Origin of the sequence: Kitasatospora sp. NPDC058243, assembly GCF_042882025.1 — a bacterium.
Lineage (GTDB): Bacteria > Actinomycetota > Actinomycetes > Streptomycetales > Streptomycetaceae > Kitasatospora.
On the sequence record NZ_JBHVWW010000018.1, the window covers coordinates 1 to 26,668 of the forward strand.

The following is a 26,668-nucleotide window of genomic DNA, read 5'->3' on the forward strand; positions in this document are numbered from 1 at the left end:
AGATCACCGTGTACGTGTCCGCCGAGGAGCTCATGGACCTGGAGCACGCCCGGCTGGTGCTGCGCGGTGAGCACGGCCTGGCCGTGGACCGCGGGCGGATCGTCCGGGAGGCCATCGCGGTCGTCCTGGCGGACCTGGAGCAGCGCGGTGAGGCCTCCATCCTGGTCCGGCGGTTGCGCGGCCGCTAGGCCCCTTCCCGGGCGTCGGCAGTGCCTCTGGTGCTGCCGGTGCGGTGCCTCCGGTGCGGCGGTCCCGGTGTGGCATCCCCGGCGCGGCATCCCTGGTGTGGCGTGTCGGCGTCCTGCGGTGTCGACGGCGTGTCGACGGCCCCGGGGGCGGGGCGGGCGGCCGGGCCGGGTGAAGATGGACCGTCATGCCGAGCACCGCCGAACCACCCACCACCGCCGTGAACGCGACCGAGGAACAGCCGCGGGGCGGTTTCCGGGTGCGGCTGGACAACTTCGAAGGCCCCTTCGACCTGCTGCTCAGCCTGATCGCGAAGCACAAGCTCGACGTCACCGAAGTGGCGCTGGCCACCGTCACCGACGAGTTCATGGCACACATCCGGGCGATGGGCCCGGACTGGGACCTGGACGCGGCGACCGAGTTCCTGGTCGTCGCCGCGACCCTGCTCGACCTCAAGGCCGCCCGGCTGCTGCCCGCCGCCGAGGTCGAGGACGAGGAGGACCTGGCGCTGCTGGAGGCCCGCGACCTGCTGTTCGCCCGGTTGCTGCAGTACCGGGCGTACAAGCGGGCGGCGGCTCTCTTCGGCGAGCGCTGGGCCGCCGAGCTGGCCCGACGCCCGCGCACCGTCGGGCTGGAGCCCCGGCATGCCGGGCTGCTGCCCGAGGTGGTCATCACCATCGGCCCGGAGCGGCTCGCGGAGCTGGCGGCCAGGGCCATGGAACCCAAGCCGAAGCCCGTCGTGTACGTCGACCACATCCACAGCCCGCCGGTCAGCGTGCGCGAGCAGGCCGGGCTGGTGGTCGGGCTGCTCACCGAGCTCGGCGAGGCGTCGTTCCAGCGGCTGGTCGCGGACGCGCCGGACGAGCTGGTGGTCGTCGCCCGTTTCCTGGCGCTGCTGGAGCTGTACCGGGAGCGGGTGCTGGCCTTCGAGCAGCCGGAGGCGCTGGGTGAACTGCTGGTGCGCTGGGTGGCGGAGGCGGACCGGGGCGCGGTCGAGGTGACGGACGAGTTCGACCGGCCGGTGGGCGAGCGGGAGCGGGAGGAGAGCCGATGAGTGGTGGGAGCGGGAGCCCGAGTGGGAGCGGGAGCCTGAGTGGGAGCGGCGGGGGCGGCGGGCGGCCGGTGCGGCGCCCGCTCGGGCTGCCGGGGCGGCCGCGGGCCGGGGAGTGGCTGGAGCCGGCCTTCGAGCTGCTGCCGGAGCCGGTGGCGGGGCCGGTGAAGCCGGTGGCGGCGTCCGTGGGTGTCTCGTCGGAGGGCGAGGCCCGGGTCGTCCACCAGAAGTCGGCCCCGTCGACTTCCGGCGTCGCTGATCTGGTCGGCGTCGCCGATCCGGCCGAGGGTGCTGACCGGGCCGAGGGTGCTGATTCGGCCGAGGGCGAGGAGGTGGCCGGGGCCGGACTGAAGGCCGAGCTGGAGGCGATCCTGATGGTCGTCGACGAGCCTGCCGGGGAGGAGCGGCTGGCCGGCGTGCTGGAGCGGCCCCGGGCGCAGGTGGCCGCGGCGCTGCGCGAACTGGCCGCCGAATACACCGCCCAGGGCCGCGGATTCGACCTGCGGCTGATCGCCGGCGGGTGGCGGTTCTACAGCCGGGACACCTGCGCTCCGGCCGTCGACCGCTTCCTGCTGGACGGCCAGCAGACCCGGCTCACGCAGGCCGCACTGGAGACCCTGGCGGTCGTCTCCTACCGGCAGCCGGTGTCCAGATCGAGGGTTTCCGCCGTCCGCGGTGTGAACTGTGACGGCGTGATGCGTACCCTGGTACAGCGAGGACTGGTGGAAGAGGCCGGATCCGAGCCCGAAACAGGTGCGATCCTGTATCGGACGACGAACTACTTCCTGGAACGGATGGGGCTCCGCGGCCTGGACGAGCTGCCGGAGCTTGCTCCCTTCCTGCCCGAGGTCGACGACGTGGAAGCGGAGTCCCTGGAGGGCACGATGATCGCGGAGGCGGTCGCCGCCGCTGCCGTGAAGGCCGTGGACGGCAGTGGCGAGGCCGGTCGGGCTGCGCCTGATCGGTAGGGGGCGGTGAGGTCGGCCGAAACGACCGCACATCCCAGACGGTAACGACGTACGGACACTTTGATGCGTAGCAGTGGCAACGGCAGGAACGGCAGCGGCGGCGGCAGCGGTCGCAGCGGACAGGGCGGGGGCCGGGGCGGCGGCTCCTACGGCGGCAGCGGCAGCGGCAGCGGTCGCAGCGGCTCCGGCTCGGGCTCCGGCTCGCGTGGGGGTTCGTACGGCGGCGGGTCCGGCTCGGGTTCGCGGAGCGGCTCGTACGGCGGCGGGTCCGGCTCGGGCTCCGGCTCGCGCGGCGGCTCCGGCTCGGGCTCCGGCTCGTACGGGCGTGACAGCCGCCGGGACGACCGGCGTGACGACAACCGGTACCCGGACCGCCCGCTGCGGCCCGAGGAGCGGCGCTACGACCGCCCCGAGTACGGCGGCGGCCCCAACGCCACCCCCGCCCGCGGCGGCTTCTCCGGGCGTCGCCCCAGCCCGGCCCCGCGCCCGCGCCGTGAGGGCCAGGGCGCCCCGGGCGACCCGCGCCGCCAGCCGCAGCGCTCGCGCGAGCTGCAGGCCAAGATCGAGGACGCCGTCCTCGCCCGGCACGACAAGCCGGCCGTCAAGCTGCCCAAGACCTTCGGCGAGCCCGAGGGCGAGCGCCTGCAGAAGGTGCTGGCCCGGGCGGGCATCGGCAGCCGCCGCGCCTGCGAGGAGCTGATCGAGCAGGGCCGGGTCCAGGTCAACGGCAAGCTCGTCACCGAGCAGGGCAAGCGGGTCGACCCGCAGAACGACGAGATCAAGGTGGACGGCCTGACCGTCGCCACCCAGTCGTACCTGTTCTTCGCGCTCAACAAGCCGGCCGGCGTGGTCTCCACCATGGAGGACCCGGACGGGCGCCAGTGCCTCGGCGACTACGTGACCAACCGGGAGACCCGGCTGTTCCACGTCGGCCGTCTGGACACCGAGACCGAGGGCATCATCCTGCTCACCAACCACGGCGAGCTGGCCCACCGTCTCACCCACCCCCGGTACGGCGTGACCAAGACCTACCTGGCCGCCATCCAGGGCCCGATCCCGCGCGACCTGGGCAAGCAGCTGGCGCAGGGCATCGAGCTGGAGGACGGCTTCGCGCGCGCCGACAGCTTCAAGGTGATCTCCAACGTCGGCAAGAACTACCTGGTCGAGGTGACCCTGCACGAGGGTCGCAAGCACATCGTCCGCCGGATGCTGTCCGAGGCCGGCTTCCCGGTCGAGAAGCTGGTGCGCACGCACTTCGGCCCGATCGCGCTGGGCGACCAGAAGTCGGGCTGGCTGCGCCGTCTGACCAACCCCGAGGTCGGTCAGCTGATGCGCGAGGTCGGTCTGTAGACCGGTCGGTATATTCCGTTCGGGCTATATAGACCGGTCGGTATATTCCCGCTGGAGTCTGTAGACCGGTCGGTATATTCGGGCTTCTGTCGAGGGCCTCCCCGTCGAAAGGCGGGGAGGCCCTCGGTCGTCCGGCGGGGGTGGGCGGGGTGCGAGGCGGGCCGCAACCCCTGGTCACGGCCTTGTCAGTGCCATGATCTGTGGCAGAGGATTGCCACCGGACCACCACCCGCCCAGTGGCGGGACTGCGCCAAGGCCGGCGCCGGTGGGGGGCGAACGGGGGAGACGGCGTCGTGTCGGATGCACCACTCAGCGCACTGGGACTGGCCGAGCCGGACGGACAGGTCTACGCGGCGCTGGTGGCCAATCCGCAGTCCACCGCGGAGGAACTGGCCGAGGGCTGCGGCCTGACGCTCCAGCAGAGCGTGCGCGCCCTGGACCGCCTGGCGCAGCAGGGCATGGCGACCCGGGCGCCGGTGGACCGGCAGCGCTACCTGCCGGTCGCCCCCGACGTCGCGATCGGCACCCTGATCGGCCACCGAGAGTCCGAACTGCGGCACGCCCGGGCCGAGATGCACCGCCTGATGGACGCCTTCCGGGAGGCTTCGCGGTACACCGATCCGGCGCACTCGGTGGAGGTACTGACCGGTGGCGAGGCGATCGCGCAGCGGCTGGAGCACATCACCGAGACCAGCCAGTACCAGGTCCGTGGCTTCGACCGCCCGCCGTACATCCAGGATCCGGTGACCCCGATCCCGTTGCAGCGGCGGCGGTTGCGGGAGGGGCTGCGGCTGCGGACCGTCTACGACCGGGACGCGGTGGCCTGGCCGGGCCGGCTGGAGCGGAACATCCTGGCCGGGGTCGCGGACGGCGAGGAGGCCCGGGTCCGGCCGTCGCTGCCGATGAAGATGATCATTTCGGACGACCGGATGGCGATCATCCCGATCAGCGTGGGCGACAGCGTCCTCGACGCCGCGTACGTCATCCACCCCTCCGCGCTGCTCCAGGCGCTGGACACGCTGTTCGAGGCGGAGTGGGAGCGCGCCGTCCAGTTGCAGGCCGCGATCGGCACCGGGGACGCGACGCTGGAGCCGGAGGCCGACCACCGCAAGCTGCTGGGCCTGCTGGCGGCCGGCCTCACCGACGAGTCGATCGCCCGGTCGCTGGGCTGGAGCGCCCGCACCACGCAGCGCCGGTTGCAGAGCCTGATGCGCTCGCTGGGCGCCACCACCCGCTTCCAGGCCGGTATGGCGGCCCGGGAGCGGGGCTGGTTGTGAGCTGGCTGACCGGCTGGTTGTGACCGGGGCTGGTTGTGCACCGGGCCGGGTGGGCCGTCGGGGTCGGCCGTCGGGGGTGGGCCGTCGGGGGTTGGGCGTCAGCTCCAGGGGGTGAGGGTGGCCCAGCGGCCGTCCGGGCCGCGTTCGACCTTCAGCAGGCCCTTGACGGCGGAGCGGTTGAGCCGTCCGTAGACGTGCGGGAACAGCAGGCCGGGGGTGGCCCCGGGCGGCGGTGCGCCGTGCGGGGCCTCCCACTTGACCATCGGTTCCACCTGTGACTCCTCGATCAGCAGCGCCATCAGTGGGTCGGGAGTGTCGGCGAAGAAGGCGTTGGCCACCGCGAGCGCCGTCTGTTCGTCCGCCGAGCAGTGGATGAACCCGTCGGTGAGCAGCGACGCGGTGGTGTACGGCCGACCGGGGTCGGACAGCCAGTCGTCCAGGGGTGCGAGGTGGAGGATCATGTTCCTGTTCTACCCGGTTTGGTCCTGAGCGGTCGTCACGAGCGGACCGGTGTTCGGACGGCGGCGGAGGCCGGGCTCCTCAGAGCCCGGCGACCTTGGCGGTGGCGGAGACCTCGTAGACGAGCGTGACCGTCCGACGGGCGCCGGGCCCGAGCGGGACGTCCCAGCGGAGGATGCCCTCGGCGTCGAAGGCGTCCGGCGACGGGGAGCACTCCTCCTTGCGCAGCCGCACCTCCACCGCCGACACCTCGGAGACCGGCACCCGCTCGCGGACCGCGACGACCTGCTCGTCCCGCTCCTCCGGGCCGGAGAAGCGGGAGAGGTGCAGCCGCACCGTCCGGGTGGTCGTCTGGCGGCCGGTGAGCCCGGCGGTGGCCTGGCGCTCCTCGGCCTCGCGGACCACCCGGTAGCCGTCCGAGCTGCCGAACGCCAGCTCGGCGTCGGCCCCGGCGGCGGTGAAGCCCAGCTCGCCCCGACCGGTGAAGCCGCTGCCGCGGACCAGTTCGACCGGACCCGCCAGCAGCGGGTGCCCGGCCGCGTTGCGGAACCGGACCACCTGGGTCACCAGCGGGGACAGCTCCGGCGCGCACGCGTACTCGCTGCTCGCCTGCCCGGTGAAGGTGCCGAGCGGCACCCGGTGCGCCCGGCCGTCGGAGGGCACGGTGGCCGGGGCGGGCGCGGGCAGCACCCGGACCTCCCCGCCGTCGTCCACCCCCGGTACCCCGGCGGCCGGGCCGAGCGCGCTGATCGCCTCCTCGCGCAGCTCCACCTCGACCGTGCGGCGCTCCTCCGCGGTGCGCTCGCGCAGCATCAGGACGTCCTCGGCGACGGCGGGCGGGTCGGTGGCGAGGGCCGAGCGGGCGGTGGAGAAGGTGAGCCGGACGCCGGTCCAGTCCTCGCCGGTGCGCTGCCAGACCACCGCCTCCGACTCCAGCCGCAGGCTCCCGTCGTCCAGGGTGGCCCGGTACGAGGGGCGCCAGAGGGCGCACGGCACCAGGTGGGTGACGGCCAGCCCGCTCGGGCCGGGCTGCGCCGCCTCGACGGTGAGCTCCAGGTGGGCGACCAGTTCGGCCGGTTCCTCCTCGGCCTGGTCGAGGGCGATCAGGGCCTGCGAGCGCTCCTGGTCCAGGCGGCGCAGCCGGGAGTGGGTGGTCCGCAGCTCCTCGCCGTGGCGCTCGCGTTCGGCGTCCACCCGGTCCAGTTCGCGGGCCCAGCGGGTGCGTTCGAGCTCGCCGATCCCGGCGCCCTCGCCGATCTCGCGCAGCAGGTCGGCGGAGAGCTGGGCGAGCAGCGCCAGCCGGGCCTCCAGGCGGGCGCGGGTCTGGCCGGCGAGGCGGCTCGCGGTCTCCAGCTCGTGCAGCCGGTGGCGCAGCCGGGAGTCCTCCGGGCCGGGCGGCAGCGGGGCGCGGGGGATCCAGTCGCGGACGATCCGGGCGTCCAGCACGCGGGTGCCGGGGGCGGTGGTCTCGACGCGCAGGGTGCGGTCGACGGCGAGCGCGGTGAGCGGGCCCAGGCGCAGCCGCTGGACGCCCGCGGCGAGGTCGACGCTGGCGGTGCGTTCGACCTGGCTGCGGTCCTCCAGGCAGGTGACGGCGGTGACGGGGAGGGGGATGGTCGTTCCGGTCATCGTTCAGTTCCTCCGGTTTCCACCGACGATGGCCTTTCCGGCCGGGATCTTGATCTGGTAGCCGCCGTCCAGGTCGGTGCGGCCGCCGGGCGGCAGCTCGACCCGCCAGAGCCGGGTGCTGGGCGGGCAGTCCGGCGTGGAGACCGCCGGGGCCTGCCAGTCGGCCCGCTCCTCGATCCGGATCTCGGCGTCGGAGGTGACCGGCACGCGCTCGCGGACCTCCACGGTGACGGTGCGGCCGAGCCGGTTCGCCAGCTGGACGTGCACCCGGTGGTCGAGCACGGTGCTGCTGCTCAGCATGCCCGCGGTGGACTCGTGCAGCTCGGTGCGGCGCGCCACCTCGATGCTCTCGGTGACCCCGATGCCCAGGCTCCGCAGCCCGCCCGGGGCGAGGGTGGGCAGGGCGGCGGTGAGCAGGAACTCGTCGTCGACGGTGACCTCGACCGGGCCGGCCAGCACGGCGCGGTCGGTCCGGTTGGCGAGCACCAGGGTGGCGTACACCTTCTCCTCGACGGCGGGGACGGTGACGTACTCCGGGCGGACGGACACCGGGATCTCGTCGATCGTGACGGTGTGCCAGGTGCCGTCGGACGGGATGTCGGCGGGGGCGGCGGAGTCGAAGCGGTGGTCGAAGGAGCCTGCCGACTCGCGGGGCGGGACGGCGTGCCGGGGGAGCGCCAGGTGGCGTACCCGCTCGCCGCCGGTGCCGCCCGGGACCATCGCCGCCGGCCCGTAGTGGTCGGCCTGCTCGGCCTGGGGGTGCAGGGTGCCGCGGTGGGTGGCGGGTGCGTCGGGGCCGGCCAGGACGAGGCCGGGGTAGTCGAGCAGGGAGGCGTCCGGGGCGAAGCCGATGCCGGGGGCCTCGGTGCCGCCGCCGCTTCGGCGGGAGCGGCGGGCGAGCGGGTGCAGGTCCGGCGGGGGTGCGCCGCCCGGCGCCACGGGGGCGGGCGGCGGCGCGGAGGCCTGGGGCATCGAGGCTTGGTACATCGAGGCTTGCGGCAGGGGGGCTTGGGGCATCGGGGCGGCGGCTGGCGCACCGCCGTATCCGGCGAAGCCGCCCGGGGCGGGCGGGGGCGCCGGGACGGGTTCGTCGATGTCCAGGGTGCCGCCGCGCCCGGCGGGGGCGGCCAGCCGGGCGGCGTCGGCCACGAGGCCGGCGTCGGCAGGCCGGGGACCGGCGGGCCGGGCGCCGCCGAGGCGGTTGAGCCGGGCGGCGGATCCGTACGGGCCGGGCGCCGAGGCGGCGAGCGGGGCCTTGCGGCGCGGGGCCGAGCGGGCTCCGGCGCCGGCGTCGTCGTAGCCGGTGAAGAGGTCGGCCAGGCCGGCCGGGGGCTCGCGCCAGCCGGACGGCGGCGGGGCGGGCTGGCTGCGGCCGATCCGCAGCGAGCGGAGCCGGGGCAGGTCGGTGCGGCGGTCGAGGTCGGCGGTGGAGAGGGCGAGCCGGACGCCGGTCCAGTCCTCGCCGGTCTGCTGGGCGACGGAGGCGCGCAGGACGAGCCGGCCGGTGTCGGCGCCGTGGCGGTAGGAGAGGCGGTAGGCGGGCACCCAGCGGGCGGCGGGGACGCCGTACTCCAGCTCGATGTCGAGCCGGGCGGGGGGCTCCTCGGGGGCGGGGGCGGGGGCGGGGGCCGGGGCCGGGGCTGGGGCGGGGGCGACGGGCTCCCGGGCGGGTTCCGGGGCGGGCTGTGTGGTGAGTGCCGGGGCGGGCTGTGCGGTGAGTGCCGGGGCCGGTGCGGTGGTGAGGGTGAGCAGGACGGTGGCGGCGGTCCCGACCGGGTGGGCGGGGCCGGCGGTGGACGCGCGGTCCAGTCGGTCGGCGGCCAACTCGCGTTCGTGGTCAGCGAGTTCGACTTCCCGGGTGAGCTCCTCGGCGCGCTGCTGGAGCCGGGTCAGGCGCTCGTCGACGAAGTCGGCCAGCTCCAGCCAGGCGTCGGCGGGCGTCCGCCGCAGCGGCTCCTCGCGCCGCCGCTGTGGCGGTACGGCGCGCAGGGCGGAGGTCTCGGCGATCGCGGTCAGGACCAGTCGGCGGCGCTCGTTGAGTGCGCCCTGGCGCTCCATGGCCTCGTCCAACTCGCGGCGGAGCCGGGGGAGTTCGGTCGGCTCGTGGAACTCGGCGAGCAGCTCCAGCCGGGCCTCGGTGACCGCCGTCCCGCTCGGGCCGTCGAGCACCCGGGCGCGCAGCGAGCGGCCGTCCAGGGAGGAGGGCAGGCCGGTCAGCCGCAGCCGGCCGTCGGCCGGGAGCGGGACGCTGGCCCGGCGGCGGCACACCGCGCCCTCGGCGTAGACCACGACGGAGTCCAGGACCGACGGGTGGGCGGGGACGGCGGGGGGCTTCGGGGGCCCGGCCTCGCTGACGTGGCGGTCCTCGCCGTTCTGCTGATCGTCGCCGCTGTGCTGATCGTCCATGCGCAACCCCTTCGTTCGCGTGCCGTGTTCCGCGTGTCGCCCGCGCCGTGCCCGGGCGGCCAGTCTGCCCCGCTTCGGTGCGGGCGTCGCCGGATTTCGCGGGGTGCGGCGTGTGTGCCCGTTGGCGGGTCTGGCGGGCCTGACGGGTCTGGCGCGTTCGTGGTGCCTGTGGTGCCCGCCGTGCCCGCCGTGCGTCCGCATGGTGTGGGACGGGGGCGGGGCCGCCGTGGTTGCCCAACGGGTGGGCGGTGGGGGCGTGGGTGGGGCGGATGCGAGAGGATGGGGCGCGGGTGCTCCCGGCCCGTGCCGGGGCGCCGACCGGACCGAGAACCGCGAAGTCCCGCGAGGCCGGGTGGCCCGGGAAGTCCCGCGAGGCCGGGCCGCCCGGGAGACCCGGAACGCGAAGCCCAGAACGCGAAGCCCGAGAATTCGAGAAGGAGCGCGACCCGCCATGCGCACTGCCGTCGTCGTCGGTACCGGACTGATCGGCACCTCCGCCGCGCTCGCCCTGGCCGGCCGCGGGCTGACCGTCCATCTGGAGGACGCCGACCCGGACGCCGCCCGGACCGCCGCCTCCCTCGGCGCCGGCATCACCGAGCCGGCCGACGGCCCGGTCGACCTGGCGATCATCGCCGTGCCGCCCGCCCTCGTCGGCAAGGTGCTCGCCGACTGCCAGCGCCGCAACCTGGCCCGCTGGTACACCGACGTCGCCAGCGTCAAGGCCGGCCCGTGCATCGAGGTCGCCGCGCTCGGCTGCGACACCGTCCACTACATCGGCAGCCACCCGATGGCCGGCCGCGAGCGCTCCGGCCCGCTGGCCGCCCGCGCCGACCTGTTCGAGGGCCGCCCCTGGGTGCTCACCCCCACCGACGACACCGACACGGAGACGCTCAACGCCGCCCTGGAACTGGTCGCGCTCTGCGGTGCGATGCCGATCGTGATGGACGCGGCCGCGCACGACCGGGCCGTCGCCCTGGTCTCGCACGCCCCGCAGCTGGTGTCCTCGTTGGTCGCCGCCCGGCTGGAGCACGCCGACGAGACCGCCATAAGGCTCTCCGGGCAGGGCGTCCGGGACGTCACCAGGATCGCCGCCTCCAACCCCGGCATGTGGGTCGACATCCTCTCCGCCAACGCCGGCGCGGTCGCCGACATCCTGGAGGAGGTCGCCTCCGACCTCGGGGAGACCGTCACCGCGCTGCGCGCCCTGGACGCCCCCGAGGAGGGCGAGCGCCGGGCGGGCGCGGCCGGGATCGAGGCGGTCATGCGGCGCGGCAACACCGGCCAGGCCCGCATCCCCGGCAAGCACGGCGCGCCGCCCACCCGGTACGAGACGGTGGCCGTGGTGCTCGGTGACCAGCCCGGCGAGCTGGGCCGGCTGTTCGGCGAGGTCGGCGCGGCCGGGGTCAACATCGAGGACGTCGTCATCGAGCACTCGACCGGCCAGCAGGTGGGCTTCGTCCAGCTGTCGGTGGCGCCGGGGGCGGTCAAGCCGCTCACGGTGGCGCTGCGGGCGAGCGGGTGGAGCGTCCGGGACTGATCGGGCTGCGGGGGGCCGGTCGGCTTCCGGGACTTCGGGTGAGGGGTTCGGCCGAGCGGTTCGGTTGAGGGCTTCGGGTGAGGGGTTCGGTTGAGGGGGGAGCAGGGGTGATCATCGAGTTGCCGCTGGGCGAGACCCGGCACGGGTCCTACGGCCGGCCGGTGGACCTGGGGAACGAGCGGTTCCTGCGGGCGGTGGTGGGTGGGGACTTCCGGATCCACCACCGCAGCGTCGAAGCGCTGGTCGAACTGCCCCGGCCGACGCCGCCGGGCCCGGAGCCCGCCGAGCCGGAGCCGACCTGCAGCCTGCTGGTGCGGGCGGTCCACGCCGCGTTCGCGGAGCACCTGCCGCTCAGCCTGTCGCCGGACGTGCTCTGGTACGCGGTGGTGCACGAGGTGGCCGTGCACGCGCGGATGTACGCGCCGAGGTACCGGGCGCTGTTCGGCGGCGCCGAGGGGCGCCGGGAAGCGATCGTGGTCCGCCACGACACCCTGGCGGCGCCCGGGCCGGACTGGTCGCGGTCGATCCGGCTGGTGCGGGAGCCGCTGGCGGCGGCGGTCGGGGCCGAGCTGGTGGAGCTGTTCCAGCCGGCGTTCTCGACGACCACGCCCGACGACGCCTCCTGCGCGCTGGTGGCGCTGATGGACGTGGTCAGCCCCTACTACGCCTTCCGCTGGGAGACCCGCTGCGGCATCCCGCGGATCCGGCTGGAGGGCACGGCCGAGGACTGGGCGCTGCTGGTGGCGCGGGTCGCCGGGCTGGCGGAGCGCTTCGACTGGCTGGCGCCGTGGTTCGCCGAACTGCGCCCGGTGCTCGACGAGATCGCGGCGACCGCGGCGGGCGGGGCGGTCGACGACGAGTTCTGGCGCTCGCTCTTCAAGTGGCGGTCGATGTCCGGCGGCCCACGGGTGACCGGCTGGCTCACCGCCTTCCTCGCGCACACCCAGACCCCCGACGGGCCACGGCTGCGCCAGTCCTTCGGCTGGCGGGAGGCGGACGCCAACCCGTACCACCGGGACTCCTTCGCGGTGAACGACTTCCCCTCGCACGTCTCCAAGGTGCCGTTCGTCTGGGACCTCCTCGGCCGCGAGATCCCGATGGCCTTCACCGCCGGCATCCTCGGCATCGAGTGGGACGGGGAGTACCTGCGGCCCCGGCTGGGCAACGCCGTCCTGCAGGTCCTGGGCCCCGACCAGGGCTGATACCGGGCCTGGAGCCGGGGCTGAAGCCCGGGGCTGATACCGGCGCCGGTACCGGGGCTGATCCCGGGGCCGAGGGGGGCTGGCAGGGGGCTGGTACTGGGCTGATCGGGTGGCGGAGTGGGTAGGGCGGCGGTCCATTAACCTTGAGGGAGACAATCCCCTGCCGTCTGCCTTCCCAGGCCCCGGCTTTCACGCCCAGAGAGAGGTTCGGCCCCGTGGACACTGCCGACCGAGCGCACGCCCCGGTCGTCGTCGCGATCGACGGACCCTCCGGTTCGGGCAAGTCGACCGTCTCGCGGGCGGTGGCGGCCCGGCTGGGTCTGAGCTTCCTGGACACCGGCGCCATGTACCGGGCGATGACCTGGTGGATGCTGGCCAACGACGTCGACGTGGCCGACCCGGAGGCGGTGGCCGTCGCGTGCGGCAAGCCGGTGATCGTGTCGGGCACGGACGCGGACGGTCCCACCATCACGGTGGACGGCCAGGACGTCTCCGGACCGATCCGCGGCCCCGAGGTGACGGCGCAGGTCAGCGCCGTTTCCGCGGTGCCGGCGGTGCGGTCCCGGCTGGTGGAGCTGCAGCGCGGCTGCGCCGAGGTCGCCGAGCGCGGCATCGTCGCCGAGGGCCGGGACATGGGGACGGTGGTGTTCCCGAACGCCACCGCCAAGGTGTTCCTGACCGCCTCCGAGCAGGCCCGGGCCGAGCGCCGGGCGGCCGAGCTGCGCGCCAAGGGCGTCGACGAGGCGACCATCACCGCGATGGCCGCCGACCTCGCCCGCCGGGACGCCGCCGACTCCTCCCGGAAGACGGCCCCGCTGGCCCAGGCCGCGGACGCCGTCCTGGTGGACACCAGCGAGCTCACCCTGGAGCAGGTGATCGACCGGATCGCCGCGCTGGTGGAGGAGCGGGCCGGGATGTCGTCGGTCTGAATGGACGGACAGGCCTGAAGGACGGACCGGTCTGAAGAACTGACCGGTCTGGACGGCCACAATGGTCTGAACGGCCGGAACGACCGAAATGGTCTGAACAACCGGAACGACCGGAACGACCGGAACGACCGGAATGGTCGGAACGGCCGAATGAGCTGCGGTGCCGCCGAGGTGCCGCGGAGACAACCATCGCGCTGCCCCGAGCGGGGCAGGTACGCACGGCGCGCCCCTGGGAAGGGCCGCGCCGGGAAACGGAACAGACGAACATGACCGCAGAGCACTCCGACACCGGCCACGGTGGACTGGACGCCGCCGACTACGCCGAGTTCATGGCCATCGCCGCCGAGGAAGGCTTCGACGTCGACGGCGTGGACGGCTTCGACGGCGCCGAGCACGTACCGCTGCCGGTGCTGGCCATCGTCGGCCGCCCGAACGTCGGCAAGTCGACCCTGGTGAACCGCATCATCGGCCGCCGCGAGGCCGTCGTCGAGGACAAGCCGGGCGTCACCCGCGACCGGGTCACCTACGAGGCCAGTTGGAACGGCCGCCGCTTCAAGGTCGTCGACACCGGCGGCTGGGAGATCGACGTCCTCGGCCTCGACGCGATGGTGGCCGCGCAGGCCGAGCTCGGCATCGAGCAGGCCGACGCGGTGCTGTTCGTGGTCGACGCCACCGTCGGCGCCACCGACACCGACGAAGCCCTGATCAAGCTCATCCGCCGGGCCGGCAAGCCGACCGTGCTGTGCGCCAACAAGGTCGACGGCCCCTCCACCGAGGCCGAGGCCGCCTACCTGTGGTCGCTGGGCCTGGGCGAGCCGCACCCCGTCTCCGCGCTGCACGGCCGCGGCTCGGGCGACCTGCTCGACGCCGTCATGGACGCGCTGCCCGAGGCCCCGCCGCAGACCTTCGGCGACGCCGCCCCCGGCGGCCCGCGTCGCATCGCGCTGATCGGCCGCCCGAACGTCGGCAAGTCCAGCCTGCTGAACAAGGTCGCCGGCGAGGAGCGGGTGGTCGTCAACGAGCTGGCCGGCACCACCCGCGACCCGGTCGACGAGATGATCGAACTCGCCGGCAAGACCTGGAAGTTCGTCGACACCGCCGGCATCCGCCGCCGGGTCCACCTGACCGCCGGCGCCGACTTCTACGCCTCGCTGCGCACCTCCTCCGCGCTGGAGAAGGCCGAGGTCGCGGTCGTCCTGGTCGACGCCAGCGAGACCCTCGCCGAGCAGGACACCCGGATCATCTCGATGGCCGTCGAGGCCGGGCGCGCCGTCGTCATCGCCTACAACAAGTGGGACCAGATGGACGAGGAGCGCCGCTTCTACCTGGAGCGCGAGATCGAGCGCGACCTCGTCCAGGTGCAGTGGGCCCCCCGGGTCAACGTCTCGGCCAAGACCGGCCGGCACATGGAGAGGCTCGTCCCGGCGATCGAGACCGCGCTGGAGGGCTGGGAGACCCGCATCCCGACCGCGCGGCTGAACGCCTTCCTCGGCGAGCTGGTGGCCGCCCACCCGCACCCGATCCGCGGTGGCAAGCAGCCGCGCGTCCTGTTCGGCACCCAGGCGGGCATCCGTCCGCCGCGGTTCGTGCTGTTCGCCTCGGGCTTCCTGGAGGCCGGTTACCGGCGCTTCATCGAGCGCCGGCTGCGTGAGGAGTTCGGCTTCGTCGGGACGCCGATCTCGATCTCGGTGCGGGTCCGGGAGAAGCGCAAGCGGAAGTAGGACGTCGTGATCCACCGGCAGTAGTCGGTGGGTGCCGGCAGTAGGTGTGGGCGAGGGCCCCGTCACGGTGGTGGCGGGGCCCTCGTCGTGTGTGCGGGGTCGTGCGGGTGGTGCGCAGGCGGGCGGTTCAGTGGTGGTCGCCGTTGCGGCCCGGGGGGAGGGAGAGCATCTGGCGGTGGCGTCCGCCGGTGGGCGCGGCGGTGGCGACGCCGGTGGCGGTGCCCATCGCCGGGGCGGGGGCCGGGGGCGGCGCGGGCATCGAGTGCGGGATCGGGCCGAGGTAGCCGGCGGCCACCCAGCCCTGGCCGTTGGTGAACTGGGGCGGCGGGGGCGGGGTGTGCTGAGGGGCGGTGGCCGCCGGGGCGGCTTGGCCGAAGCCGTCGCTGGTCGGGGCGGCGGGCTCGGAGTGGGGGTGCGGCTGAGGCTGAGGGGCGCTGTGGCCGGTGTGGCCCATCGCGCTGTGGTGGGTGTGGCCGGTGGTGCTGTGGTGGGTTTGGCCGGTGTGGCCAGTGTGGCTGGTGGCGCCGTGGCCGGAGTGGCCGGTGGCGTGCCCTGCGGAGTGGCCGTGCTGCTGGCTCGGCATGAACTGCGGCAGGCCGGGCGGCTGCCCCCCGTAGCTGTGGAAGGCCTGGTGCTGGGGCGGGTACGGGCGCGGTTCGCCGAGCACCGGGTAGCCGTCGCGGACCGCGAAGCCGGTGAACTTCAGGTCCTCCTCGCCCGAGCGGTCGCCCGGGAGCGCGCGGAACAGCCGCCGGTACTCGGAGTACAGCTCGTCGTAGATCGGCGTCGTCGAGTGCGGGTGCTCCGCGTCGTACGACGGGCGCATGCCGGGGATCGAGCGGGGGGCGGTGGTGGACCGGCCGGGGGACGCGGAGACGTCGTAGCTGTACACACAGGGGCCAACGAGTGAGGGGTCACGGGGATGCGGGGTGCCGGGGACCGGCCGGAAGGCGGCTTGTGCTGAGGGAGAGGCCGCCTTCCGGCGGGTGCTCCGGCGGGTGCTCCGGCGGGTGCGGAGCCGGGGTGCGGAGCCCGGGCGTGGAGCCCGGGTGCCGACGGGTCGGGGCGCGGTTGGGGCTGGGTGCTGAGGGGGCGGGGGCGGGCGCGCGCCTGGGTCGGGCGCGCGGCTGGGGCTGGGTGCCGACAGGGCGGGTGTCGGCGGGCCCGGGTGCCGAGGGGCTCAGGTGCCGGCGAGGGGGAGGGAGGCGGCGACCACCTGGCCCAGTGCCACCGCCCGCTCCAGCGCCTGGCGGAGCAGGTCCTCGCGCGGCTGGCGGCCCACCATCCCGGCCGGGACGGCGTACATGGTGACCTCGGAGAGCTGACTCGCGGCCATCCGCCAGGCGTCGGTGACCTGGAGCGGCTGGTGCGCCTGCCACCAGCCGGTGCTGCCGCCGGCGGCAGCGGGCTGCAGGATCGCGTGCAGCTTGCCCATCGCCACCAGGACCGACCAGCCGCCCAGTTGGTCCGGGGTCTCGTCGAGGTCGGTGATGGCCTGGAAGCCGGCGTCCTGGAGCAGGTCGAGGAACTCGTCCTCGCCCGAGGTGCTGCCGGGGCGCCCGACCGGGCCGGTCGGCTCGACGACCAGCGAGGCGTGCCCGACCTTGCCGTGCAGCACCAGCCCGCAGGTGATGCCGAGGATGGCGGCCTGGCCCGGTGCGCTGGGCTGGGCGGTGGGGACGGTCGCCGGGGTCGGCGCGGGAATGGGCACCAGCGGGTGCGCGGGCGCGGCCGGGGCGCCGGTCTGGGCCTGGCTGATGCTGCGGACGGCGCCGACCAACTGCTCCTCGGCCACCGGCACCACCTGGGACGGGATGCAGCGGGCGTGGGCGAAGGCGAGTACGGCGGTCTCCTCGCCGACGAACAGGACGGTGCTGGTGGGCTCCGCGTGGGTGTCGCCGGAGGTGCGGCAGGAGGTGCATTCGTAGCTGTCGGGTGCGCGGTCGCCGCCGAGGAGGCGGTCCGCCTCGTCGTCGCCGATCTCGGACCGGACCTCGTCGCTGACGTCGAGCATGCGCGGCACGGGTTCTCCTCTGGTGGGTGCGGTTGGCGGTCGGGGGCGGATACGGGGAGGTCGCCATGACCAACGGGCCCTTGTGTCAGGCGTCACGGGTGGTCGACGAGGCTGACGGGAATTGCCTCTGATCCGACCGCGCCGCGTGTTCTCGTGGTCGCAATGTGTCGATGTCGGTGGCAGGCCTGCCGGAATGAAACCGTGAGGTGAGTCACGCCACCGTGATGTTTGATCTACGAATCGACGGCTAAAACGGGCATTTCGGGCAGGATTGTGCGGGTACTACCGCCGGTAACCCTTGGCTGAGCTGGGCAGACCGGTGGAGTTTTGGTTTCCCCGCCGACCGGCTCGTAGCTTCATTGGCGGCGCAACGAGCGCCACCCGGGTTCACCCCCGACGCACCGCCCTTCCGGCTCCCCGCCGGATGCGGCAGGTGCCCGCCGACGCGATCGCTCGAAAAGGTCGCCGGTGAGCGGCTGGGTGGCCGGGGCGGCAAGCGGCACGTCCGACACGTGCACGGTCGCCCGACGGACGCGGCAAGTGAACGCGGCCCTCTCCAGGGCCTGGTTCCGCATGCCCGCCCGGGGCTTTCGAGAGGAACCCCATGACCTTCCGTCACGAGACCGCCGCTGCCACCACCTCCACGGCCACCAAGCGCAACCGCGTCCGGATGGCTGTCGTGGCGGGCGCCGCTGTCGCGGCCCTGCCGGTGGCCGGCCTCGTCACGGCCACCTCGGCCTCCGCCGCCTCCGTCTCCACCTGGGACTCCGTCGCCCAGTGCGAGAGCGGCGGCAACTGGGCCATCAACACCGGCAACGGTTTCTACGGCGGACTGCAGTTCACCTCCAGCACCTGGGCCGCCTTCGGCGGCACCGCCTACGCCTCGCAGGCCAACCAGGCCACCAAGGCGCAGCAGATCGCCGTCGCCGAGAAGGTCCTCGCCTCGCAGGGCCCGGGCGCCTGGCCCGTGTGCTCCGTCAAGGCCGGCCTGACCAAGGGCGGCACCCCGGCCGCCGTCGACACCTCGGCCGGTTCGACCGCCGGCTCGACTGCCGGTTCGACCGCCGCCAAGCCGGCTGCCCCGGCCGCCAAGCCGGCGCAGACCCAGGCTCCGAAGGCCGCCGCTGCGCCGAAGGCCGATGTCGCGCCGAAGGCCGCTGCTCCGAAGGCCGCCGCTGCGCCGAAGGCTGACGTCGCGCCGAAGGCCGCGCCGAAGAACGACGCCGCCAAGGGCGCCAAGGGCTGGACCGGCTCGAACGACGCCAAGCCGGCCAAGGGCGACAGCTACACCGTCAAGTCCGGTGACACCCTGAGCTCGATCGCCGCCGCGCAGGGCCTGGACTGGCACGACCTGTACAAGAACAACGCCAAGGTCATCGGTGGCAACCCCGACCTGATCCTCCCGGGCCAGACCCTGAGCGTCTGAGCACCTGAGCACCTGGGCCTCTGAGCAACTGAGTGTCTGAGCGTTTGACACCGGCTCTCCGGGGTCTGCCGCCTGATGTCGGCTGTCCGACGTCCCCGGCCTGAGGTCGGTTCAGCGGGCCTCCCGGCCCCGGCGGTGTGCTGACACCACGGCCGCTTCTCCGCTGTGCGGGGGAGCGGCCGTTGGCGTTTCCGGTGCTTCCGGTGTTCCCGGCGTTTCTGGTGTGTTCGGCGCGTTCGGAGTGTCGTTGGGGAGGGCCGTGAGGAGACCGGCCTAGGGTCGGCTGCTGTGCCGCTTCCCTGTGACGAGCGTATGTGCCGGGTCGTGCTTCGACTGGGCGTCGCCGTGGTGCTGCTGGCGGGGGCGGCGGCGATCCCCTGGGAGCGGGCCGGTGCGGCGGCCCGGGTCGCGGACGTCGTGTGGGACGGCCTCGCCGAGTGCGAGAGCGGCGGCGACTGGCAGGCCGACACCGGCAACGGCTACTACGGCGGCCTGCAGATCTGGCCGCCCACCTGGGAGGTCGCCGGCGGCTTGCGCTTCGCCGACCGGCCGGACCACGCGAGCCGCCGGGAGCAGACGACCGTCGGCGAGGAGATCCTCCGACGGCAGGGCTGGGAGGCGTGGCCGGACTGCGCGCGGGAGCTGGGGCTGATCGGCGGATCGCCGACCCCCAGTGGCGGTCCGGGCGCCGGTGGCGGTCCGACCTCCGGCGGCAGCCCGACCCCCGGTAGCGGTCCGGGCTCCCGAGGCCGGCCGGGTTCCTGAGGCCGGCCGGGCTTCGGCCGTGGCGGTGCGGGAGGATGGTGGGGTGATCCAGGGCGAACTGTTCGGTGACCTGCCCGGTGCCGTCCCGGGCGGCCGGTCGGGGTCCGCTGCCGCACGCGGGCGCGCCGAGCCCGCCCCCGGTGCCGTCCTCCTCCCCGGCTGGCTGGACGCCGATGCCCAACTGCGCCTGGTGGCCGCCTGCCGGGAGTGGGCCCGCCCACCGGCGGGCCTGCACGCCGTGCGGATGCCCACCGGCGGGATGATGTCCGTACGAATGGTCAGCCTCGGATGGCACTGGTATCCGTACGGTTATCGGAAGGACGTGGAGGACGGCACGCCCGTCAAGCCGTTCCCGCCCGAACTCGACCGCCTCGCCCGCCGGGCCGTCGCCGACGCCTACGGGACGGACGCCCGGCAGATCGCCGGCGCCGTGTCGTACGAACCCGACATCGCGATCGTCAACCACTACCCGCACGGCGCGAAGATGGGCCTCCACCAGGACCGCGACGAGCGGACCGACGCGCCCGTGGTCTCACTCTCGCTCGGCGACGCCTGTGTGTTCCGGCTCGGGAACACCGAGACCCGGACCCGCCCGTGGACCGACCTGGAACTGCGCAGCGGTGACCTGCTGGTGTTCGGCGGCCCGGCCCGGTTCGCGTACCACGGTGTGGTGCGCACGCTGCCCGGCACGGCGGATCCGGCGCTGGGTCTGGTCGGCCGGCTCAACATCACCGTGCGGCAGTCGGGGCTGGCGGCGGGGGAGGCCTGAGTCCGGGTGGGCGTTCGTCCGTCCGCCTGGTGACCGCTCTTCCGCTCTTCCCCTACTGCTCGCTTACTCGTTCGAGTGAATCGGCTCCTTCGGCCCGGTGAGCGGGAATGACCCCGGTCGCCGGAGAATTCCAGTGGGTTGGAGAATTCGATCAGGACGGGCGCCGGAGCCGGGCGGAAGACCTCCGCCGGGGCCGTGGGCCTGGAGAGGAAGCGCACGCATGGGTACCCCCGTCGACGACCTTGTCGACCTGCTCGACCTGGAGCAGATCGAACTGAACATCTTCCGCGGGCGCAGCCCCGAGGAGGCGCTGCAGCGGACGTTCGGCGGCCAGGTCGCCGGGCAGGCGCTGGTCGCGGCCGGGCGCACGGTGGACGGCGACCGCCCGGTCCACTCGCTGCACGCCTACTTCCTGCGCCCCGGGGTGCCCGGCGTGCCGATCGTCTACCAGGTCGACCGGATCCGCGACGGCCGCTCCTTCACCACGCGCCGGGTGCTCGCCATCCAGGGCGGCCGGTCGATCTTCGCCCTCACCGCCGACTTCCACCGCCCCGAAGAGGGCGGCATCGAGCACCAGCACCCCATACCGGACGTCCCCGCGCCCGAGGACCTGCCCAGCGCGCTGGAGGAGGTCGGTTCCCGGCTCGGCGAACTCCCCCCGTTCATCAGCCGCCGCCAGCCCTTCGACATCCGCTACGTCGACCGGCTGCGCTGGACGAAGGAGGAGCTGGCCGGGGTCGAGGCGCGCAGCGGAGTCTGGCTGCGGACGGACGGCCCGCTGCCGGACGACCCGCTGATCCACGTCTGTGCCCTCACCTACGCCAGCGACATGACGCTGCTCGACGCCGTCCGCGCCCCCGTCGAGCCGCTCTGGGGCACCCGGCACTTCGACATGGCCTCGCTCGACCACGCGATGTGGTTCCACCGCCCGTTCCGTACGGACGACTGGCTGCTGTACCAGCAGGAGTCCCCGATCGCCCACGGCGGGCGCGGCCTCGCGCGCGGGCAGATCTTCGACCGGAGCGGGCGGCTGGTGGTGTCGGTGGTGCAGGAGGGGCTGTTCCGGCCGCTGGGCGCCGGCAGCTGACGGGGTGGGCGCGTGGGCGAGTGAGCGCGTCGGGTGCTGGGTGCCGGCGGCAGGGTGTCGGCGGCCGGGTGTCGGCCGAGCGGGCCGGCCGTCGTCCTGGCGGGCGTCGTGTCCGCGGTGTTGCCGTCGTGACGCCGTGTTGCCGCCCTGTGGCGGTTCCGGCAGGCGGGAATGATCCGTCCGGGTGCGCGGCGTTGTGGTGGGTGACCGAGGTGGACGGCCCGAACAGCGGGCCGCCCGAGGACCGCAGTGGGAGGGTGTACCGATGACGGCTACGGCCGCGGAGGACTGGAAGCGCTGGAGCGATGGCCGGGCGGCGTCGGTGAGCTCGCCACACGGCCAGCTCGCACTCACCGGCACGCACTGGTTGGAGCCCGGACCCGTCGAGATCGTCGGCCTGCCCGGGAGCTGGTGGGCCGACGCCGAGGGCGTCCGGGTCCGGGCGGCGGCCGCGGACGGCATCACCGTCGGCGGCGCCGACGGGCCGGTCGACGGCGAGGCGCTGCTCCGTCCCGACACCGATCCGGCCGCCGACACCGCCACCCTCGGCGACCTCCTGCTCGTCCCGATCGAGCGCGAGGGCGAGCTCGCCCTGCGGGTCTTCGATCCGGCCGCGCCGCGCCGGACGGCCTTCGCGGGCATCTCCGCCTACCCGTACTCGCCGGAGTGGGCCGTCCCCGCCGTCTTCACCCCGTTCGAGGAGGACGGCGCCCAGTCCGTGCTCGTCCCCAATGCGGACGGCAAGGAGCGCCCGCTCGCCGTCACCGGGCAGATCGCCTTCACCGTCGCCGGCGAGCACCGCGAGCTGACCGTCAGCCGCTCCGGCGACCGCCTCACCGGCGTCATCGCGGACGCGACCAGCGGCATCGGCACCTACTGCTTCCGCTTCATCACCCTCCCCGCCCCGGACGCGGACGGCCGCACCGTCCTCGACCTCAACCGGGCCTACCTGCCGCCGTGCGCCTTCGCCGACCACTTCATCTGCCCGTTCCCGCCGCCGGGCAACCGGCTCGACTTCGCGGTGGAGGCAGGGGAGAAGCAGGTCCTGACCAGGTAGGACGGGCCGCTGTCCGGCCCCGGTGCGGGGAGCGGGGAGGCCGGGGCGGACCATGGAGGGTTGTGTCGACCAATCATCCTGCCAATCCCGCCCCGGCGTCCGATCCCGCTCCGACGCCTGCCCCTGCCTCGGCGCCTGCCCCTGTTCCGGCGTCCGATGCCGCCCCTGCCCCTGCCCCTGCTCCCGCGGAGGAGCCACCCTCCGACGTCTCCGCTCCGTCGGCCGGAACCGAGAACCTCCCCTGGTACCGGCGGGCCTTCGCCGACCTCAGCCCACTGCGCGACCACCCCGACTACCGCCGGGTCTGGTTCGGGCAGGCGGTCTCCTCCATAGGCCAGCAGATGACGGCCGTCGCCGTCTCCGTCCAGGTCTACGACGAGACCGGCTCCGCCTTCGCGACCGGCCTGGTCGGCCTCTTCTCCTTCTTCCCGATCGTCGCCTTCGGCCTGTACGGCGGCGCGATCGCCGACACCGTCGACCGGCGCAAGCTCGGCCTGATCGGTTCGGCCGGGCTCGCCGTCGTCTCCGCCGTCCTCGCCGTGCAGGCACTGGCCGGCCTCGGCCAGGTCGCCGTCCTCTACGCCGCCGTCGCCGCCCAGGCCGGCTTCTTCGCCCTCAGCTCGCCCGCCCGCTCCGCGATGATCCCCCGGCTGGTCCCCAGCCACCAGCTCCCCGCGGCGAACGCGCTGAACACCGTCAGCATGAACCTCGGCCTCACCGTCGGACCCATGCTCGGCGGCGTCCTCATCGGCGCCTACGGCACCCAAGCCGCCTACCTGGTCGACACCGTCGCCTTCGCCGGCACCCTCTACGCGATGTGGCGCCTGCCCGCCATGCGCCCGCTCGGCGACCGCAAGGGCCGCGCCTCCGTCCTCGACGGCCTCCGCTTCCTGCGCGAGCAGCCCAACCTGCGCACCAGCTTCCTCGCCGACCTGGCCGCGATGATCTTCGGCATGCCGCGCGCCCTCTTCCCCGCCATCGCGGTCACCTTCTACGGCGGCGACGCCCGCACCGTCGGTCTCCTGGTCGCCGCCCCCGCCGTCGGCGCCCTCACCGGCGCCCTCTTCTCCGGCTGGGTCGGCCGCATCCACCGCCAGGGCGCCGCCGTCCTCGTCGCCGTCGCCGCCTGGGGCCTCGCCATCGCCGCCTTCGGCGCGCTCCACAACCTCTGGCTCGGCCTCCTCCTGCTCGCGGTCGCCGGCTGCGCCGACACCGTCAGCATGATCTTCCGCAACACGATGATGCAGGTCGCCGCCCCCGACGAGATGCGCGGACGCCTCCAGGGCATCTTCATCGTCGTCGTCGCCGGCGGCCCCCGCCTCGGCGACTTCGAGTCCGGCGCCGTCGCCGCCCTCACCAACCCCGCCACCTCCGTGATCACCGGCGGCCTCGCCTGCGTCGCCGCCGTCGTCCTCCTCGCCGCCCGCCGCCCCGCCTTCCTCACCTACGACGCCCGCCACCCCACCCCCTGACCCGCCCCTGACCCGCTCCCGACCCACCCACCCCCAACCCGGCAGCGAGCACCCCTCCACGTGCTGTATTGTTTTCCACGTCGCCGGGACAATCGGAGACAAGGTCGAGAAGCCCACAGCAGAGCCCCCCAGGCCCTGCTACCGGGTACCGAGACCACGGGACGTGGCGCAGCTTGGTAGCGCACTTGACTGGGGGTCAAGGGGTCGCAGGTTCAAATCCTGTCGTCCCGACCGGCGTTTTCGCAGGTCGGAGGTCGTTCCTACCGCATGGTAGGGGCGGCCTTTTTGTTTTGGTGGTCGCAGTGTGGTCGTGAACGCTCGTTCACGTCGCCTCGGGGGGTGTTTTCGGCGTATCGCCGCATTCCTGCATGCCCGTTGTGCGCCTTTTGTTCGCTCGACTGTAGTGACTGAGCGTGTTCATCGGGCGATTGAGACCTTGTCCGTCGTTGAAGCGGGCGTGGTTCCGAATTGGGCATGGCTGTGGGGCCCGTGGCACCAGTTGTTGTGACGGGCCGTGTGGCTGGGTGTGTGTCAGTTACGGATCGTGATGCCGGGCAGTTCGAGTGGCATCGGTGGGCCTTCGGTGGCTTCGGTCGTGCGGGTGTCAGGCTGCGTGGCTGAACAGCGGGTTCGGCGCGGGGCTGTTCCGGGCGATGGCGTCGGTGCCGGCTCGGGAGCGGGCTTCGACGAGGCGGAGTCTGGCTTCGATGGTGTGGACGGCGGCCATGGCGACGTCCCAGGTCAGGTGGCTGTAGATGTTCGCGGTGGTGGAGAGTGTGGAGTGCCGCAGCGTCTTGGAGATGACGGCCATGGAGACGTTGCCCTCCAGGGCGAGGGTGGCGGCGAGGTGGCGCAGGTCGTGGATGGTGACGTGGGGCAGTCCGGCCTGCTTGCGCAGTTCGTGGAATCGCCGGCGGACCGCCGCGGGGTGGAGGGGCTTGCCGTCGGCGTCCTGGAAGACGTGGTCGTTGTCGGTGGAGGTGTTCCTGGCGATGGCGCGTTGGAGGGCTGTGGCGACGCGCTCGGACAGGGGTACCCAGTTGCGGCTCTTCTTCGTCTTGGGCGCGGTCAGGACGAGTTCGTGGTTGTCGATCGCGGAGAGCGTGTGGCGGATGAACATGACGCGGTCGTCGATCCGTACGCACGCGCGCTGGAGGCCGAGTGCCTCGCCCTTGCGCAGGCCGGTGCCGATGATCACCTCGATGACATCGGCGAAGGCGGGGTCCTCCTCGCGGCAGTGGGCGAGGAAGGCGACGGCCTGCTCGGCGCTCCAGGGGACGCGTTCGTCCGCGCGGGGTCTGCGGATCGGCATGGGCTGGGCGGCGTTGAACGGGAGCCGGTGGGTGCGCACGGCAGTCCCCAGGGCGCTGGAGAGGGTGGCGAGGCAGTGGTAGACGGCCTGGCGTCCGCGGCCGGCTTCGAGCTGCTGGTGGGCGTAGGCGGCGATGTGGTCGTGGGCGAGTTCCTCCAGGCGTATCTCTCCGAAGACGGGGATGAGTTCGCCGTGTACGTAGGTGCGGTAGCGGGCGTAGGTGGTGGGCTTGAGCAGGAACTCCATGCTCTTGAGCCACCGGGTGAGGTAGGCGGCCACCGTCTCGTGCGGGTCGGCGTCGAACCCCAGCCGGCGGCCTTCGAGGAAGCGCCGCAACGCGCCCTCCGCCGTCCACGCGTCCTCGAACCCTCCCCGGCGCACGGTGCGCCGCCGTCCGCTGAGGGAGGGGATGTCGACGGCGAACGTCCACGTACCGTGCCCCTCCTCGGCAAGACCCGGGCACCCGGCGCCGAGCTGGCGCCGATCCGTGTCACGGCACCCGCACCGGCGGTAGACCCGTCCACGTCCACGTCGTCCTGAACTGCGCACTTCCTCGGCCTCCCGTAGTCCCGGTTCCTTGATCAGCCGTGGAGGCTACAGGTCGCACGTGCGGGTGGCCGGGTGCGACCACCATGCGATCACCAATGCAGAACCAGACCTGTGACCTGCGTACTCTCGGTGAGAGCCCCCACCTGAACATGTGACTTGTGGTTCTCCCTTGGCCGGCGGCGAAGGGAGAAGCGGCCGGTCGCCGGTCGGTGGCGTGTCCCGCCCGTGGGGCCGCAGGTCAGATGAGGCGGTCGTGGTGGTGGGCGGCGGTTTCGCGGACGAGCTGGGCGAAGCGTTCACGGCTGCGCCTCTGGTGTTCCTCGGCCTGGTCGTCGTCCCAGTCCTCGGCGTCGCCGAGGTCTTCGTCCGTGTCGAGGTCCTCGTATTCGCTGTGGAGGAGCCAGCAGGCGTGGATGCCGGTGAGGAGGTCTTCGAGGAGGTCGCGGGCGGGGCGCTTGGGGTCGAGCGGGGTGAGGCGCAGGGCGATGTCGGCGAGGTCGGGTTCGTCCTCGCCGGTGTATTCGGCGACGGTCTCTTCCAGGTCGTCGAGTTGTTCGCGCAGGGCGGTGGGGTCGGGGAGCAGGCCGTCGGTGATGTGCATGGCGTGGCGGACGAGGCCGGTGACGGCATCGTGCGGGGTGGCACCGTCCTCGATGAGGCCGAGGACGAGGGTGGGGGTCTCGTGGGGGAGTGCCTCGATGTTGTCGGCCTCCAGGACGACCTGGGTGGAGTCGTGTCCCGAGGTCTCGGCGGTGACCTCGGCTGCGGCGGCGAGCCAGTGGGCGGCGGCGACGGCGGCGGCGGTGGGGTCGATGGTGGAGAAGAGCTCGGCGGGGCCGAACGGGTCGTCCTGGAGGAGGCGGTCGGCGGCGGCGACCTGGACGGGGGAGGCGTCCTCGCGGCTGAGGAGGACGGCTTGCTGTGCGCGGCCGGTGAGGTCGCCGAGCTCCGCGCTCTCGACGGCGGCGAGTTCGGCGGTTGCCTCGGCGAGCACGGCCGCGGTGAGGTCCGGGGTGTCGAGGTGGTGCAGGGCGCGTCCGACGCGGTTCGCGGACTCCAGCAGGCGGCTGTAGGAGATCATCATCGTGCCGCCGCTGGGGAGGGGCGGTTTGGTGATCGCGTCGGCGACCTCGGCGAAGGTCTTGCGTTCCTCCTCGCGGCGCCAGCCCTCGCTGTTGGGCCCCAGGGAACCGGCGGTGCTGGCGGGGTGGGTGTAGGTGTGCCAGGCGGCGTCGGACAGTTGGGTGAGGGAGCGGGCCAGGCTCAGGAGCGTACTGGTGGCCGTGTCGGTGGGGAGGCCGGCGACGTGGGTGGCGAGGTCGCCCTCGCCCGTTCCCCACGCAGCGATGAGCTCACGCCGGTCGGGGTCGATGCTGTGCCGGGTCACGGATTCGTACCTCCAGGACTGTCGCGGCGCCACAACGCACCGGCGTGGCCCATTCTTGCCGCCCGGCAGGGTGGGCAGACACGAGAGCGGGTCGGTGTGTTGCGGAGGCGGCAGG

21 protein-coding genes, 1 tRNA gene and 1 pseudogene are annotated in these 26,668 nt (G+C 73.7%); 16 read left to right on the plus strand and 7 right to left on the minus strand.

Annotation, left to right across the window (positions count from 1 at the left end):
- The 5 genes and pseudogenes from ACFVX9_RS14665 to ACFVX9_RS14685 form a co-directional block, all read left to right on the plus strand.
- Nucleotides 1–188, plus strand: a pseudogene (locus ACFVX9_RS14665) (hypothetical protein); the annotation flags it as partial.
- 185 nt (nt 189–373) lie between these two features.
- Entirely contained in the window at nt 374–1,240 is an 867-nt protein-coding gene (locus ACFVX9_RS14670) for a ScpA family protein (protein ID WP_079135939.1), read from the plus strand.
- Between the two features lie 329 nt (nt 1,241–1,569).
- The gene (gene scpB, locus ACFVX9_RS14675; RefSeq protein ID WP_380481624.1) at nt 1,570–2,205 is read left to right on the plus strand and encodes an SMC-Scp complex subunit ScpB; all 636 of its coding nucleotides are present in this window, start codon (nt 1,570–1,572) and stop codon (nt 2,203–2,205) included.
- Nucleotides 2,206–2,268: 63 nt separating this feature from the next.
- Complete coding sequence (locus tag ACFVX9_RS14680) at nt 2,269–3,555, plus strand: pseudouridine synthase (RefSeq protein ID WP_387981885.1); 1,287 nt, start codon at nt 2,269–2,271, stop codon at nt 3,553–3,555.
- Between the two features lie 293 nt (nt 3,556–3,848).
- A complete protein-coding gene (locus ACFVX9_RS14685; protein ID WP_159398525.1) occupies nt 3,849–4,832 on the plus strand; it encodes a helix-turn-helix domain-containing protein in 984 nt (327 codons plus the stop codon).
- A gap of 98 nt (nt 4,833–4,930) precedes the next feature.
- Here the strand turns inward: ACFVX9_RS14685 and ACFVX9_RS14690 are convergent, their stop codons facing one another.
- From ACFVX9_RS14690 to ACFVX9_RS14700, 3 genes are all read right to left on the minus strand, one after another.
- Complete coding sequence (locus ACFVX9_RS14690) at nt 4,931–5,293, minus strand: DUF952 domain-containing protein (protein WP_063349658.1); 363 nt, start codon at nt 5,291–5,293, stop codon at nt 4,931–4,933.
- 79 nt (nt 5,294–5,372) lie between these two features.
- Nucleotides 5,373–6,920 (minus strand): mucoidy inhibitor MuiA family protein, encoded by a 1,548-nt coding sequence (locus ACFVX9_RS14695; RefSeq protein ID WP_387981887.1) that lies wholly within the window; start codon nt 6,918–6,920, stop codon nt 5,373–5,375.
- A 3-nt stretch (nt 6,921–6,923) separates the two neighbouring features.
- Nucleotides 6,924–9,326, minus strand: coding sequence for a DUF4139 domain-containing protein (locus tag ACFVX9_RS14700; protein WP_387981889.1), 2,403 nt, complete (start codon nt 9,324–9,326; stop codon nt 6,924–6,926).
- Between the two features lie 451 nt (nt 9,327–9,777).
- Between ACFVX9_RS14700 and ACFVX9_RS14705 the strand changes: the two genes are divergently transcribed.
- The 4 genes from ACFVX9_RS14705 to der all read left to right on the plus strand — a co-directional run bounded on the left by ACFVX9_RS14705 (nt 9,778) and on the right by der (nt 14,715).
- A complete protein-coding gene (locus ACFVX9_RS14705) occupies nt 9,778–10,863 on the plus strand; it encodes a prephenate dehydrogenase (protein WP_380371739.1) in 1,086 nt (361 codons plus the stop codon).
- Nucleotides 10,864–10,970: 107 nt separating this feature from the next.
- Nucleotides 10,971–12,065, plus strand: coding sequence for a DUF4419 domain-containing protein (locus ACFVX9_RS14710; RefSeq protein ID WP_387981891.1), 1,095 nt, complete (start codon nt 10,971–10,973; stop codon nt 12,063–12,065).
- Nucleotides 12,066–12,280: 215 nt separating this feature from the next.
- Nucleotides 12,281–12,994 carry a (d)CMP kinase gene (cmk, locus tag ACFVX9_RS14715; protein WP_380371734.1) on the plus strand — a complete coding sequence of 238 codons (714 nt, stop codon included), beginning with the start codon at nt 12,281–12,283 and terminating at the stop codon, nt 12,992–12,994.
- 266 nt (nt 12,995–13,260) lie between these two features.
- Nucleotides 13,261–14,715 (plus strand): ribosome biogenesis GTPase Der, encoded by a 1,455-nt coding sequence (gene der, locus ACFVX9_RS14720; protein WP_063349663.1) that lies wholly within the window; start codon nt 13,261–13,263, stop codon nt 14,713–14,715.
- Between the two features lie 127 nt (nt 14,716–14,842).
- Here der and ACFVX9_RS14725 read toward each other — a convergent pair whose 3' ends face one another.
- Together ACFVX9_RS14725 and ACFVX9_RS14730 are read right to left on the minus strand one after the other, a co-directional pair.
- Complete coding sequence (locus ACFVX9_RS14725; RefSeq protein WP_380481605.1) at nt 14,843–15,607, minus strand: hypothetical protein; 765 nt, start codon at nt 15,605–15,607, stop codon at nt 14,843–14,845.
- Between the two features lie 288 nt (nt 15,608–15,895).
- Nucleotides 15,896–16,729 carry a hypothetical protein gene (locus ACFVX9_RS14730; protein WP_380481622.1) on the minus strand — a complete coding sequence of 278 codons (834 nt, stop codon included), beginning with the start codon at nt 16,727–16,729 and terminating at the stop codon, nt 15,896–15,898.
- Between the two features lie 604 nt (nt 16,730–17,333).
- On the opposite strand from ACFVX9_RS14730, the gene ACFVX9_RS14735 reads away from it, so the two are divergent.
- From ACFVX9_RS14735 to ACFVX9_RS14765, 7 genes are all read left to right on the plus strand, one after another.
- The gene (locus ACFVX9_RS14735; RefSeq protein WP_380371725.1) at nt 17,334–18,155 is read left to right on the plus strand and encodes a transglycosylase family protein; all 822 of its coding nucleotides are present in this window, start codon (nt 17,334–17,336) and stop codon (nt 18,153–18,155) included.
- Nucleotides 18,156–18,479: 324 nt separating this feature from the next.
- Nucleotides 18,480–18,920 (plus strand): transglycosylase family protein, encoded by a 441-nt coding sequence (locus ACFVX9_RS14740; protein WP_387981896.1) that lies wholly within the window; start codon nt 18,480–18,482, stop codon nt 18,918–18,920.
- Between the two features lie 70 nt (nt 18,921–18,990).
- Complete coding sequence (locus ACFVX9_RS14745) at nt 18,991–19,689, plus strand: alpha-ketoglutarate-dependent dioxygenase AlkB family protein (protein ID WP_387981957.1); 699 nt, start codon at nt 18,991–18,993, stop codon at nt 19,687–19,689.
- Between the two features lie 220 nt (nt 19,690–19,909).
- A complete protein-coding gene (locus ACFVX9_RS14750; RefSeq protein WP_063349667.1) occupies nt 19,910–20,776 on the plus strand; it encodes an acyl-CoA thioesterase II in 867 nt (288 codons plus the stop codon).
- Between the two features lie 265 nt (nt 20,777–21,041).
- A complete protein-coding gene (locus tag ACFVX9_RS14755; protein WP_387981898.1) occupies nt 21,042–21,833 on the plus strand; it encodes a DUF1684 domain-containing protein in 792 nt (263 codons plus the stop codon).
- Nucleotides 21,834–22,108: 275 nt separating this feature from the next.
- Complete coding sequence (locus ACFVX9_RS14760) at nt 22,109–23,305, plus strand: MFS transporter (protein WP_387981959.1); 1,197 nt, start codon at nt 22,109–22,111, stop codon at nt 23,303–23,305.
- A gap of 157 nt (nt 23,306–23,462) precedes the next feature.
- Nucleotides 23,463–23,536, plus strand: a tRNA-Pro gene (locus ACFVX9_RS14765).
- A 373-nt stretch (nt 23,537–23,909) separates the two neighbouring features.
- Here the strand turns inward: ACFVX9_RS14765 and ACFVX9_RS14770 are convergent.
- Nucleotides 23,910–24,998: a tyrosine-type recombinase/integrase gene (locus ACFVX9_RS14770; RefSeq protein WP_380371715.1), complete on the minus strand. Its 1,089-nt coding sequence runs from the start codon at nt 24,996–24,998 to the stop codon at nt 23,910–23,912.
- 406 nt (nt 24,999–25,404) lie between these two features.
- Complete coding sequence (locus ACFVX9_RS14775; protein WP_380510114.1) at nt 25,405–26,553, minus strand: hypothetical protein; 1,149 nt, start codon at nt 26,551–26,553, stop codon at nt 25,405–25,407.
- Nucleotides 26,554–26,668: the final 115 nt, after the last annotated feature.

Excerpts from the sequence above, each read along its gene's own strand:
- ACFVX9_RS14705 (WP_380371739.1), top strand. The coding sequence starts at position 9,778 with ATGCGCACTGCCGTCGTCGTCGGTACCGGACTGATCGGCACCTCCGCC.
- ACFVX9_RS14750 (WP_063349667.1), top strand. The coding sequence starts at position 19,910 with ATGGGTACCCCCGTCGACGACCTTGTCGACCTGCTCGACCTGGAGCAG.
- ACFVX9_RS14690 (WP_063349658.1), bottom strand. The coding sequence starts at position 5,293 with ATGATCCTCCACCTCGCACCCCTGGACGACTGGCTGTCCGACCCCGGT.
- der (WP_063349663.1), top strand. The coding sequence starts at position 13,261 with ATGACCGCAGAGCACTCCGACACCGGCCACGGTGGACTGGACGCCGCC.
- ACFVX9_RS14730 (WP_380481622.1), bottom strand. The coding sequence starts at position 16,729 with ATGCTCGACGTCAGCGACGAGGTCCGGTCCGAGATCGGCGACGACGAG.
- ACFVX9_RS14680 (WP_387981885.1), top strand. The coding sequence starts at position 2,269 with ATGCGTAGCAGTGGCAACGGCAGGAACGGCAGCGGCGGCGGCAGCGGT.
- ACFVX9_RS14755 (WP_387981898.1), top strand. The coding sequence starts at position 21,042 with ATGACGGCTACGGCCGCGGAGGACTGGAAGCGCTGGAGCGATGGCCGG.
- ACFVX9_RS14670 (WP_079135939.1), top strand. The coding sequence starts at position 374 with ATGCCGAGCACCGCCGAACCACCCACCACCGCCGTGAACGCGACCGAG.
- ACFVX9_RS14735 (WP_380371725.1), top strand. The coding sequence starts at position 17,334 with ATGACCTTCCGTCACGAGACCGCCGCTGCCACCACCTCCACGGCCACC.
- ACFVX9_RS14695 (WP_387981887.1), bottom strand. The coding sequence starts at position 6,920 with ATGACCGGAACGACCATCCCCCTCCCCGTCACCGCCGTCACCTGCCTG.
- ACFVX9_RS14700 (WP_387981889.1), bottom strand. The coding sequence starts at position 9,326 with ATGGACGATCAGCACAGCGGCGACGATCAGCAGAACGGCGAGGACCGC.